Raw genomic sequence first — 12,414 nt, 5'->3', positions numbered from 1 at the left:
CTCGGGCGGGGGCGGAAGCATCCGCAGGGGCGGGCCTCCGGTCAACGGATTCCGCGACTGTGCGTTGCGCAAGGACACAGGCTCCGCCATGCTCCGGGGGCATGGAGACTCCCGCCCCGCTCGCGCATCTCCTGGAGGCCCTGGAGGTCGGCGACCTGGCAGCAGCGAAGGCCGCGGCCGCGGCGCTCCAGCGTTCCGCCACGGGCGCCACGCAACTGGCCGCGGAGGTCCTACATGAGCTGCGCCAGCCCTTGCTGGGAGTGAAGGCGTACGCCCAGTTGCTGGCCGAGGAGACGGGGCCGGTGGGCCCGCTCAAGCTGCTGCTGGCGCAGGTGGAGCGGATGGAGCAGATCATCGCCGACTTCGTCCGGCTCTCCAGCGACCGGGCCGCGCCCCAGCAGAAGCTGTCGCTGGCCAGCGCGGTGTGGGCGGCGGCCAAGCTCTTCGCCCTGAACACGGACTCCTCGCGCATCTCGCTGGAGGTGGTGGCGCCGGAGAGCATCTCCGTTCAGGGCAACTCGCGGCTGCTGGAGCAACTCACGCTCAACCTGCTCAACAACGCGCGGGACGCCATGTCCGGCCGGGGCCGCATCAAGGTGATGCTGACCACGGAGAAGTCGGCGCCGGTGATGTACGTGGCGGACTGGGGTCCGGGCATCCCGAAGGACATGCGGGACAAGATCTTCGAGCCCTACGTCTCGACCAGCAAGCGGGGCACGGGCCTGGGGCTGGCGGTGTGCAAGAGGATCGCCCACGAGCACCACGCGGAGATCAGCCTGGCGCCCACGGACTCGCTGACGGACCAGCCCCCGCCCTCCACGGTGTTCCGCGTCGTCTTCCCCGCGACCGCCACGGAGCCGCCCGCCGAGCGCAAGCGGGTGCTCATCGTGGATGACGAGAGCATCATCCGCATGGTCTTCCGGGACCTGATGGGCAAGGAGTGCGAGGTCATCGAGGCGGGCACGGCCGAAGAGGCGCTCGAGATCCTGCGCAACCAGCAGATCGATCTCATCGTCACGGACAAGAACCTGCCGGGGCTCTCGGGACTGGCGCTGGCCCAGCAGGCGCGGACGATCAATCCGCAGGCACGCATCCTGTTGATGACGGGCTACCCCTCGCTGGGCACGACGCAGGAGGCGCTGGAGCTGGGGGTGATGGACTACCTGCTCAAGCCCTTCGACGACATCCGCCAGGTGCGGGCCCTCATCCGCGCCGCACTCGCCGCGCCTCCAATGCAGCCGCGGACGTCCACCAGCAAGCGGGTGGACGTCATCGACGACAACCCCACCTCTTCGCGCATCGTCACCGAGGCGCTGGTACGGCTGGGACTGGAGCCGCGCCTCATCTCCACGACGGAGGTGGTGGCCATGGAGCCGCCCATGGCGGTGCTGGTGAGCTGGGACTTCACCGCTGCCTATGGACGCAAGGCACTGGAGCTGGGCAAGGCGCTGGCCCAGGGAGCGCCCTTCATCGTCCTGGTGGAGCACCTCACCATGGAGACGACGCTGGACTCGCTCCGAGCCGGCGCCATCGCCTGCCTGCCTCGGCTCTTCTTCGACGGTCCTGCGCTGAGCCGCGAGCTGGCCCGCGCACTGAAGCTGAGCACCTCCTGAAAAGCAGAAGCCCCGGGGCCTCTCTCGAGGCATCCCGGGGCTCACCGAGGACGGCCAGGACTTCAGCCGCCCTCGGACCGCTCAGCGCGGCTCAGTAGTCCATGTCGTCGCCGCCGTAGTCCGGCATGCCGCCGCCGGCGCCAGCGCCGCCGCCCTTGGCCTTCTTCTTGGGCTTGTCGGCCACCATGGCCTCGGTGGTCAGCAGCAGCGAGGCGACGGAGGCCGCGTTCTGCAGCGCGGTGCGCTCCACCTTCGTGGGATCGATCACGCCGGCCTTCTCCAGGTCCTCGTAGACCTCGGTGCGAGCGTTGAAGCCGAACGCGCCGGAGCCCTCCTTGACCTTGTTGATGACCACGGCGCCCTCGAGGCCCGCGTTGGAGGCGATCTTCCACAGCGGCTGGGCGAGGGCCTTCTTGATGATCTCCACGCCGAAGTCCTGCTCGCCGCCGAGCTTCAGCTTGTCCAGGGCGCCCAGGGTGCGCAGGTAGGCCACGCCGCCGCCGGGGACGATGCCCTCCTCCACGGCCGCGCGGGTGGCGTGCAGGGCGTCCTCCACGCGAGCCTTCTTCTCCTTCATCTCGGTCTCGGTGGCAGCGCCCACGTTGATGACGGCCACGCCGCCCACGAGCTTGGCCAAGCGCTCCTGGAGCTTCTCGCGGTCGTAGTCGCTGGTGACGGTCTCGATCTGCGAGCGGATGAGCTTGATGCGGCCCTCGATGTCCGCCTTCTTGCCGGCGCCGTCGACGATCGTGGTGTTGTCCTTGTCCACGGTGATGCGCTTGGAGCGGCCCAGATCATTGAGGGTGAGGGCCTCGTACTTGTGGCCCAGCTCCTCGCTGACGACCATGCCGCCCGTGAGGGTGGCGATGTCCTTGAGCATGTCCTTGCGACGGTCACCGAAGCCCGGCGCCTTCACGGCGGCCACGTTCAGCACGCCGCGGATCTTGTTGACCACCAGGGTGGCCAGGGCCTCGCCCTCGATCTCATCGGCGATGATGAGCAGGGGCTTCCCGGAGCGAGCCACCTGCTCGAGGATGGGGATCATGTCCTGCATCGACGAGACCTTCTTCTCGCTGATGAGGATGTAGGGGTCGTCCATGACGACCTCCATGCGCTCGCGGTTCGTCACGAAGTACGGAGAGACGTAGCCGCGGTCGAACTGCATGCCCTCCACGACGTCGAGGGTGGTCTCCAGGCCCTTGGCCTCCTCGACGGTGATGACGCCCTCCTTGCCTACCTTCTCCATCGCGTCGGCGATGATGGTGCCGATGTTCTCATCCCCGTTGGCGGAGATGGTACCGACCTGGGCAATGGCCTTCTTGTCGGAGGTGGGCTTGGAGAGCTTCTTGAGCTCCTCGACGACGACCTCGACGGCCTTGTCGATGCCGCGCTTGAGGTCCATGGGGCTGTGGCCGGCGGCGACGAGCTTGAGACCCTCCTCATAGATGGCGCGGGCCAGGACGGTGGCGGTGGTGGTGCCATCGCCGGCCTTGTCGGAGGTCTTGCTGGCGACCTCCTTCACCATCTGGGCGCCCATGTTCTCGAACTTGTTCTCGAGATCGATCTCCTTGGCGACGGTGACGCCGTCCTTGGTGACCGTGGGGGAACCGAAGCTCTTCTCGATGACCACGTTGCGGCCCTTGGGGCCCAGCGTGACGGCCACCGCGTCGGATAGGATCCGCACGCCGCGAAGAATGGCCTCGCGGGCGGACTGGTGGAAGAAGATTTCCTTGGCTGCCATCGTAACCTCCTGGAACTACTGGGAAATGGAACTTTCCGGCCGTTAGCACTCGGCCTTGGCGAGCGCCAAAATAAGGGCCGGGGCGGGGTTGTCAACACGGAAGGTGGAGGGTGTGGCCCGTAGGACGCCTGGAGGGTCGGCGAGGCTACTCAGCGAAGCGGACGAGGTTGAGCAGTTGGCCCATGTCCACGGGCTTCTGGAGCGTCATGGCGACGCCCTTGCGCATGCCCCTGTCGGAGATGGAGTCGTCCACCGAGGCGGTGATGAGGAGCACGGGGATGGACTGGAAGCGGGGGTCTGCCTTGAGCATCTCGGTGAAGCGGATGCCGTCCACGTGAGGCATGAGGTAGTCGGTGATGATGAGCTCGACGCGCTCGCGCTCCAGGACATCCAGGGCCTGGAGGGCATCTCCGGCCGAATAGACCGTGAAGCCGTGCCCCTCCAGGAAGTGGGAGAGGCTGGAGCAGAGATTCAGGTCATCATCGACGACGAGGATGTTCACGGGGGCACACCCGGACGCGGCGGCGCCTGGGAGGAACCGAAGGTAACAACCGCTCTCCGCGTTGACAACGCACTGTGGGGCCTGGATATGAGGCCGTTCATGATGGGGAAGCGGACGGCGAAGCGCGCGGGACCGGGGGACGTGGAGGCGCGGCTGGAGGGGGTGGCGCGTGCGTTCGAGACAGAGGAGTTCGAGGACGCCCTGACGCAGGCGGATGCGCTGCTGGCGCAGGCGCCGGGGCAGCCCGAGGCGTTGCATTATCGTGCCGCGGCGCTAGCGGAGCTGGGACGCGCCGAAGAAGCGGCGCAGGCCTATCACCGGGCGTTGAAGGCAAATCCGGAGGACCTGGAGATCATCCTGGGCGCGGCGGATTTCCTGATCTGTCGGAGGGGAGAGGACCGGGAGGCGGTGGAGGACGGCCTGGCGCTGTGTGGGCGAGGCCGGGGGCTGGCCGAGCACGCGGACGATGTGGAGTTGGTGTACGAGTTCCTGCTCTTGGAAGGGATGGGGTTGAACCAGGTGGGCGAGAGTGCACGAGCGCTCGCGCGTCTGGACGAGGCGTTGGAGCACATGCCGCGCTCGGTGGACGCGATGGTGGAGCGAGGCATTGCGCTGTTCGAGTTGTGCCGCTTCAAGGAGGCGAACGGGGCGTTCGAGCGGGTGTTGAAGGAAGCCTCGGACGAGCCCTGGGCGCACCACTACCTGGGGCTGATCGCGGAGCGGCGTGGGGACATGAAGGAGGCGAAGAAGCGCTTCGTGAAGGCGCAGGCGCTGATGCCGGAGGAGTTCCCGCCGCCGGTGGAGTTGTCGGAGGAGGAGTTCGACGGGGCGCTGGAGTCGGCGGTGACGGCGCTTCCGGAGCAGGTGAAGGGGTACCTGGACAACGTGACGATCTCGGTGGAGGACATTCCGTCGGACGACGATCTCACGGGCCAGTCCCCTCCCCTCTCGCCGTGCATCCTGGGCGTGTTCCGGGGCACGCCGGTGGGAGCGCGGAGCGTGACGAACGCATATGATCACTTCCCGGCATCGATCGTGCTGTACCAGAGGAACCTGGAGCGCTTCGCGAAGACGCGTGAGGAGCTGATCGAGCAGATCGGCATCACGGTGATGCACGAAGTCGGTCACCTGGTGGGATTGGACGAGGATGACCTGTGGGAGCGCGGGCTGGACTGAGGATGTTTGGGGTTACTGCCTTCCCCCATCGAACTCACCACCCGCATCAAGTCCACTGCCTCCATCCTTCCACCCCGGAGGCAGGTGACGTTCGGTGTCGAAGCCAGGGGACTTGAGAACGGTAGAGAGTCCCGGCTCCTGGAAGAGCTTGCCCGGCCCTGCATCGGAAGCCGCTGAGTCAGCAGGCGTCCCGGACTCGCCGTCACGCACGCGCCGCAGGATGCGTCCCTCCTTGTTGATGGCGTACTTCACGCCGGAGTCGAGGCTCAGGAAAGGATGTCCGCAACGCGCGAGGTCCGCGTGAACGGAGACAAAAATAAGGTCTCCCTGGCGGACGACCTGGAAGCCGAGGGCCTCCAGTGTTTCCGAACAGGGCTTCGTCTCATCTGTGAACGGAATGAGATCACTGGCAGCAACCATCAGCGCGCGAAGCACCACCCCATCAAGTTCATAGGCCTTGCCACTCTCCCCCACGATGATGGAGGCACTCCCATGAAAATCCGGGAACACGATGGACTCATCGTCGTACGAGGGCAGCGCAGCGGAGTTCGGGCTCCGCACACAGCTCAACAAGAATATAAGCGTGAACAAGGAGCTGTATCTCACGGTGCCTCCATGTCGGAGAAATCCGGGCACGAGGCATCCACCTTCTGCAAGGTGTAGTGTTCCATGTTTTGCCACTTGATGACACCTGTCTTCCTGCACGCCCAGGCTCCATCCACCTGCTTCCACCGATACATACTGCCTGCGGCTGGAACGTACTGATAGAACCCATCACAGGAAGGCTTCGTGGGATCATTCGAGACAAACGCAACGATGGACAGCAGCACGGTGCCATCCTTCGTCTCAGCTTCAAAACCGTGAATAAACCCCTGCGAGACAATGGATCGGATATCATCCTCTGACAAACTGTCACCATAGGGATGATTATGAATGGCGCAGATGTATTTGATGGCATGCGCTGGATACCGCGGATCTTCCACGGACGTCGGCAACGCACATCTCTTGAATCGATAGGAGGGATCCACTCGCGACTGATCGGTCAACCTGCTGATCTCGTATCGGTTCTCAGGCGTGTAGTAGATCCAGGCGCAGTACTCAGTAGAGAGCCTCCACTGGGTGATGAAATCCTGGTACCGCAGATGGACGACGGAGGCTCCCGGCTTCGCGAGGATCTTCCGACAAGAAGCAATCAGCGCCTGGGAGAATGAGTCGTATGGCCCCCCTGCCGCTGGGCCGGGCAATCGAGGCAGAAACGGTTCACCTGGCGAAGGCCGTACCACTTCCGGGTCATTGGGCGCACAGGCCCCCCCGATCCAGAAAGCCCAAGAAATCAGGAGACCTTGAAGCCATCGTTCCGCCGAATTCATCAGGTCTTCCTCGCTCCGGGGGAGTCCGAGTTCCTCGACTCGACATGCGAAGCCTTCTTCCTGGCTGCTCCCAAGCATCTACTGGAGGCAAACCCGTGGAGCAAGAACGCCCACGGCCTCTGCACGTCGGTAGGGTCTCGATCGGTTGCGGTGTGACATGGGCGCAGCATTGGGATATGGACCACCCTCTTGAGTTTGAGCCGCTCGTCTGAGCCTGCAGCGCTGATGGCGAATGAATGAGGTAGGGCCTCCGGATCTGGTGGCCGGCCCGGTCTTCAAAACCGGTGAGGGGTCGCGAGAGCGGTCCCTGGTGAGTTCGATTCTCATGCCCTACCGCCACCTTTTTCCCCCTGAAATCGGGCGGTTGCAGCTGATACTGGGCGGGGACCGCAGTGTTCGGACGGGTACGCAGGCGTTCAGTCGGTTACGTCCCTTTTACGTCCCTATAATCCCCCCCGAACTGTTGGCATGGTGATCTGGCAGGCTCCCGCTCACTGTCGGCACATGACTACAGCCCTGGTGCCTACCACAGGAGGTCCAACATCCGCCGCAGCCCCTCACGGATGGCGGCAAGGTCATGCACAGCCCCAAGGGGCTCCACAGCCTCTACACCGGCCCGCGCACGGCCCTTTGACCACCGGCAGCCTCCCTCCCTCAATTGCCTCTCAGTACCCGGCCGCCGCCCGCAGCAGGGTTCTCATCCATCCAGGCGCTCGCACATCTGCAATGCAGGCGTGATAGTAGCGACCGAGGTTCAAGGATTGGCACTGCGCCGCCTCATGGAGCGTGTTCATGAAGGGATTCATCTTTGCCGCCGGGCTCCTGCTGGGTGCAGCGTGCACGACGAGCGTCCTCCACCAGAGCACCCGGCGAGCGGACGCCCCACCGCTTACAGTCGAAGCTTCGCCGGAGAGAACTGCGCGCCTCATTGCCGCCTTCGACGAGATCCAGGCGATTCTCGAGGACCCGACCTTCGCCGAGGCCATCAAGGCGTTCGACCACCAACCACTCGCCACGTCAGCCGACGAATCCTGCCGGACAACGAAGGCGTCCGACGTCCTCGCGGCCATGAAGACCCGCCTGCCCAGCCATGTCCTGGGAAGTCGGTGCTCGCTGCTGCATCCATTGTCGACGGCGGCAACGACGGCCTGCGTAGGATCCTGGATCAACACGAGGCGAATCGATCGGTGGGAGGACGCAACAAAGGAGCAGCGCGGCACGCTCATCAACACCCTCGCCCACGAGATGACGCACGTACTGCCGGAGGAAGGAGCGGTCTGCTCGAGTTCGTCAGATGGCGCCTACACCGATGAAGGCCACATTGAGTGCAAGGGCGACCAACCGCAGTGCAACGACGCCTTTCTCGTTTCCTATGTCTGGGGCGATCTCGTCGAGTGTGCCTACCGCGTGAAGCACGAGGGTATCCCGAAAGCGGCGTTTCGTGAATGCGTCATGGGCTTGGTGAACTCCGGCCAAGTCACACGAGCGACGCTCGTGCCGCAGTTCAAAAACACGTCGAGCGAGTGCCAGAGCATCACACCTTGGAAGGCGGTCGAGTAAATCCGCGAGTGCGGCTTGGCTATTGCAACGGCGCAGGGCTGCGCCGAGCCCGTGCAACGTCGCTTTGGAGGCAAGAAGACTCCAATCGTGTGCTACCGGGAGTTGTGCCGCTACAGAAAAAAGGGCCAAGCCACTGCCCCCCTGAGTCACCCGTGCTGGGAAGGCGGCCAAGTCCGATGTGTCACCCTCCTCCTGGAGGCACGCACACACCTTTAGCAGCAAGGTGCGGGTGTAGCGTCGCCCTCCGCTCGTGGAGACGACAAGTCAGCGCGTAAAGGCCAGTCCGTGTGTCTGGTCCATGAATTCGTCGAATGCGCTCTTGAGAAGAGCAGGCATGACGCTGGCAACCGCAGGGGACTTTCCCAACAAGAAGTCGCCAATGCCTGATTTCACTCTGTCGTGAGAGATCCTGAGTCCAGGCGAGTTCCATTGTTGAAGCCACTCACCTAGTAAAGAATGGATGCTACCTGGGCGTCCCTCATCCTTCAGCCACTGCAAGGTACAAAGGATGATCTCAAGATCTCGAATAGACATAAAAATCGTCCGCGCATCGAGTTCCCGTGCGCCCGGCTCAAGGGACGGACGCCAGAGCTGCGCCCGAAACTCCGACCAATGCGTGACAAAGGGCGGATCCTCCGGAGACACGATGACATAGTAGAAAGGACTGGAGGGGTCCCATGCACCGAGTCTTGAGACAATCTCCGTAGAGGAGGATTTCCAGAGTGAAAGAAAGCGGGCCCCCTGTTCGAGCGCGCCTCTGCTGCCAGGGCGCTCACCAGCTATCTTTCGCAGCCAACTCAAGAAGTCACTCAGCCCACCATGGGCATCGAACGGACGCATGAACCGCGTGGTCTTTGCCTCAAAAATAGTGAGCACGGGCCCTTTGGCAAACGCCTCTGGAGAGTCCCTGCCGGCGCCCACTTCGAATTCCTCGATGTACTCCTCATCCGTCGAGAACGCGCAGCACGCTGCAACAAGGTCTTGCACATACGACTCAAAGACGTAGCCGAGCATGGTCCTGGCAATCTCCTCACGCTTGGCCCCCTCCTCGACAAAGTTTCTCAGGGCACGCCGCACCATCCGGTCTTCGAGATCGGCCAGCAGCAAGCTTGGATCCGGGGCAATCAAAGCCTTCCCAATGCGGACGATGGGATTCTCGCTGAACACGCTCGATAGACCTACCCCTGGAAAACTCTCGATATCGCTCCAGTCACCCACAACGGCGTCTGCGGGCGGCACATACCAATCCAGCAATGAATCGAGCTGCGCCGCGAAAGAGACTTGCTCGAATGCACGGCCCACATCGGAAACTAAACCACTTCCATGGTAAAGCGCAAAATTCAGAACCAAGCCATGCTCGAGCGAGTCGAACGCCACGCTCAAGGGGATTTGAATCTTGGCGTCGTACATCGACAGGATGGATTCCCGCTTCTCTTTCCACTTCCTCCTGAGGAGGATCCAGGCGCGAGCAATCTCAAACTTTGGAGATCGGCTCCGGCCTCGATGCCGAAGGGTGAGCCTCCATGCCTTCTCAACCATGTCCGCGACCGACGGTGAAGCCGAAGACTCGGTATTGGCCTTGTCGTTGAGTTGCTTCAACACAGACAAGAAAACCCGCTTTTCAGCATCTGAAAGTAGCGCTACCGGCTGCGCGAGGTCCAGATTCCCATCGATGATCTGCCGGAGTAGCACGCGGACGACGATTGCGTGATTGATGAAGTTATGGACCGCATCTCCCACGAACACGCCCTGGTTGGCACGCATGTGATGATGAACCATCTCCAGCAGGATGCGTAGAACGCGGGCTGGCCCGAGTTGCTTGAGCTGCCCACGCACCTGCATCCACGAAGTAAATGGCTCTGAACTGAAAGTGATTCGATTCATAGCTAGTTCCTTGCCAACGCAGACAGGAGGAGAGGGGCGTTGCGCGAGACACGCCGAAGGTGACGGCCCCTGAGCAGCACTGCCTGCCAAGCAACGTCGTAGCCCACACCTGCGCTCTGCCTGTGGGTGGAGTCCGTGTCCCGACCCCTGTGGTCCTTATCGGCGTAACAGTTCTCCCAGGACTACGGATGCAATCCATCCATCGTGGGCTACCATGTGGGCTCAATTGAAGTCGAAGAAAGGGACGTAGTACGCGACCATGATTCCGGCCCGGAAGGCACCACCGCCGGAGTCCTGCTTCGGCTCGGTGAAGAGCGTCGGCGAGTAGCGCACGTCCGCAGCGATGAGGAACTGGTCTCGCGTGTCGCCGAAGAGAACACCTGCCTGGAGCCCCAGCGTCAGGGCCGTATCCCAGCGCGCCGACGTCACGTCGCCGTCCTTGTCATAGGCCACGTACTGCCCCAAGTCCGCGAACGAGAACTGGAGGTGCCAACCCGACCAGTTCTCGCAGCCGGAAGCGCGGGTATCGGGCAGGCGCTGCAAGGCGATTCCCACGGGAAGCGACAACTGGGGGGTCAGCCACTGCGCATTCCCGTCCACCGTTTGGAGCCCGCCCACCGAGGCGCCCACCGCAGTCCCCAGCGAGACGATGCGCTCGCCATCTCGCTGCGTGCGGTCCGTCGTCGCCAGGATGAGTGAGCGGATAGCGTTCTTGCGCGCCTCACGCGCGGCTTCCAACTGGCGCGCATCCGCCTTCACACTGTCGGAGTAGGTCCGGACATAGGAGGTCACCGCCGCTATTAGGTGGGTGGCCCGGGTGAGATCTTCCGGGAGCTGGCCATTGCAAACCAGTCCCCGCTCGTTCTTGTTCTTGTCGGTCTCGGCCTGGGCGCAGAAGTCCACCCTGGCACGGCGGATAAGCCGTCCCACGCCCACCAGCACTGGCTGCACGTCCTGATCCACGATTCCCAATGCGACAAGTCGCATGTCCTTGAGGAGCGCCGCCAGCGTGGCATCCTGGCTGCTGGCCGCGCCGCGCTCGACCAGTTCCAGCCCCAGCTCCACGGTGAGGCGCAGGTGCTCGCGGGCAGGGGTCCGACTCGACGGCTGAAGCACTTGGAGCCCCCGCTCGATCATTTGCTCCAAGTCAGGCCATACCGCGCGCAGCTCATCGAAGTGCTGCTCCCCCAGGAAGCGATCGCAGCCACTCGCGGATAAGTTGAAGTAGCGTTCCGGATAGCGAACCAGTTCTACGATCTGCCGTGCGTCACAGCTGCCGGATGCATGGCACTGCGCCATCGCTGCGAACGCCACCTGCACACCGCAGGTGTAGGCGCTAGCCTCTTCTTTCTTCCACCCATGTCGGCTGGCCTCCAGCAGAAGCAACTGCGACTGCCGGAGTTCCAGCGTGCGGTGGTTCACAAGCTGGTTCCCGAGCATGATAGCCAGTTGCTTGAGGAACCGGCTCGTGTAGCGCTGCTCCGGGGTCTGGGCCGGTGCGGGTTGTCCCGGTGCCGGTGCCACTGGCGTAAGGCTGGGGAGAAGCGCGCTGGAGGTGACCCACAGCACGTCACGCGCCAACGCATCCAGGAGTGTGCTGCCCGCAGTGGCGAGTTCCTCCATGCGGAGGCCCTTCACCGCCGAACATGTATTGGGAAGCAGCAGGTCCTTGGTGAATTCATCGCCCGCAGTCGGCTCGTCCGGGGGGCGCAGCACGAACCGCGTCACGTCATTCTTGGGAACGCCGCTCAGCAACGTGCTCATGCGAAGCTTCGAGCAGGTCAGGGTGGTCAACCGGTCCGAGAGAACCTGGAAGGCCCGGGCGCTGGCCTGCTCGAAGGCCAACTCGGCGAGGATGGAGAACAGCTCGTTCACCGCCTGGCTCGCCGTGACGTCGAGGCTCCTTCCACCGATGGCACCGCCCTCGGTCGCGGACAGCCCGCCCACCGTTTCCTCCAGCGAGGGCAGGTCCAGCACCTGAAAGGTCACCTCCACAGGTGCATAGGCCCCGGCGCTCTTGTCGAGTGCGTCGACACTGATGGTTCGTTGCTCCGCTTCCGCTGGGCTGGAGGGCTTCTTCACCCGCTCCGCAAGATAGTGGAAGGTTCCCTTGAAGGTCTTCTGCATGCGAATGGCCGGGTCGGAGGTTTCCTCAAAGCTAGCGGACAGGTACACGGGCAGCCGCTGCGGGTCCGAGGAGGACAGCGGCAGAGGCTCCATAGTGAACGAGATGGACCACTGTCCTGGCCCCAGGTTCACAGTCCTGGGAACCCGTGTGGACTGGAGAGGGTCCCATTCCAACTCCACATGCTGGCCAGCAGGCCCCATCCAGTCCGGTTTGTCTTCTGGCGCCACAGCCTTGTCGTCTGGCACCACCTCGCTGTCGAAGCTGACGCGCAGCCGTGTCGGCAACAGCCTCTTGGGCATCACCAGGACGCGCTTGAATTCGCCCGTCTTGAGGCACAGCCGCTCTTTGGGGCAGTTAGGGGATACCGCCGCTGCTCGCCCCGCCACCAGCAGTGCCACTACCACGGGCCCCCACTTCCAGGACACCCACTGCCTCATCGA

At 63.6% G+C, this 12,414-nt stretch carries 9 protein-coding genes and 1 tRNA gene; 4 read left to right on the top strand and 6 right to left on the bottom strand.

Translation table 11 applies throughout. The features are described from left to right. Positions 1-101 precede the first annotated feature (101 nt). Positions 102-1,613 (top strand): hybrid histidine protein kinase/response regulator SinK, encoded by a 1,512-nt coding sequence (gene sinK / locus KY501_RS02125; RefSeq protein ID WP_224360695.1) that lies wholly within the window; start codon positions 102-104, stop codon positions 1,611-1,613. Between the two features lie 91 nt (positions 1,614-1,704). On the opposite strand, the gene groL is transcribed toward sinK, so the two are convergent. Next, positions 1,705-3,354 (bottom strand): chaperonin GroEL, encoded by a 1,650-nt coding sequence (groL, locus tag KY501_RS02120; RefSeq protein WP_224360694.1) that lies wholly within the window; start codon positions 3,352-3,354, stop codon positions 1,705-1,707. A gap of 145 nt (positions 3,355-3,499) precedes the next feature. Then, a complete protein-coding gene (locus KY501_RS02115) occupies positions 3,500-3,856 on the bottom strand; it encodes a response regulator (protein ID WP_224360692.1) in 357 nt (118 codons plus the stop codon). A gap of 102 nt (positions 3,857-3,958) precedes the next feature. On the opposite strand from KY501_RS02115, the gene KY501_RS02110 reads away from it, so the two are divergent. Continuing rightward, positions 3,959-5,032 (top strand): metallopeptidase family protein, encoded by a 1,074-nt coding sequence (locus tag KY501_RS02110; protein WP_224361065.1) that lies wholly within the window; start codon positions 3,959-3,961, stop codon positions 5,030-5,032. Between the two features lie 12 nt (positions 5,033-5,044). Here the strand turns inward: KY501_RS02110 and KY501_RS02105 are convergent, their stop codons facing one another. Beyond that, complete coding sequence (locus KY501_RS02105; RefSeq protein WP_224360690.1) at positions 5,045-5,638, bottom strand: hypothetical protein; 594 nt, start codon at positions 5,636-5,638, stop codon at positions 5,045-5,047. Further along, entirely contained in the window at positions 5,635-6,402 is a 768-nt protein-coding gene (locus KY501_RS02100) for a hypothetical protein (RefSeq protein WP_224360689.1), read from the bottom strand. Before KY501_RS02100 ends, KY501_RS02105 begins: the two co-directional genes overlap by 4 nt. Positions 6,403-6,642: 240 nt before the next feature. Between KY501_RS02100 and KY501_RS02095 the strand changes: the two genes are divergently transcribed. Both KY501_RS02095 and KY501_RS02090 read left to right on the top strand, forming a co-directional pair. Further along, positions 6,643-6,741, top strand: a tRNA-Sec gene (locus KY501_RS02095). A 453-nt stretch (positions 6,742-7,194) separates the two neighbouring features. Beyond that, on the top strand, positions 7,195-7,962 hold the full coding sequence (locus tag KY501_RS02090; RefSeq protein ID WP_224360687.1) for a hypothetical protein: 768 nt from the start codon (positions 7,195-7,197) through the stop codon (positions 7,960-7,962). Positions 7,963-8,226: 264 nt separating this feature from the next. Here KY501_RS02090 and KY501_RS02085 read toward each other — a convergent pair whose 3' ends face one another. Then, entirely contained in the window at positions 8,227-9,846 is a 1,620-nt protein-coding gene (locus tag KY501_RS02085) for a hypothetical protein (RefSeq protein WP_224360686.1), read from the bottom strand. A 222-nt stretch (positions 9,847-10,068) separates the two neighbouring features. Then, positions 10,069-12,411, bottom strand: a complete 2,343-nt coding sequence (locus tag KY501_RS02080; RefSeq protein WP_224360685.1) for a hypothetical protein — start codon at positions 12,409-12,411, stop codon at positions 10,069-10,071. Positions 12,412-12,414: the final 3 nt, after the last annotated feature.

This window comes from Hyalangium versicolor (genome assembly GCF_020103695.1).
In the GTDB taxonomy this organism is placed as follows: domain Bacteria; phylum Myxococcota; class Myxococcia; order Myxococcales; family Myxococcaceae; genus Hyalangium; species Hyalangium versicolor.
The sequence above is the reverse complement of the archived record's forward strand: the minus strand, read 5'-3'. Positions and strand labels throughout refer to the sequence as shown.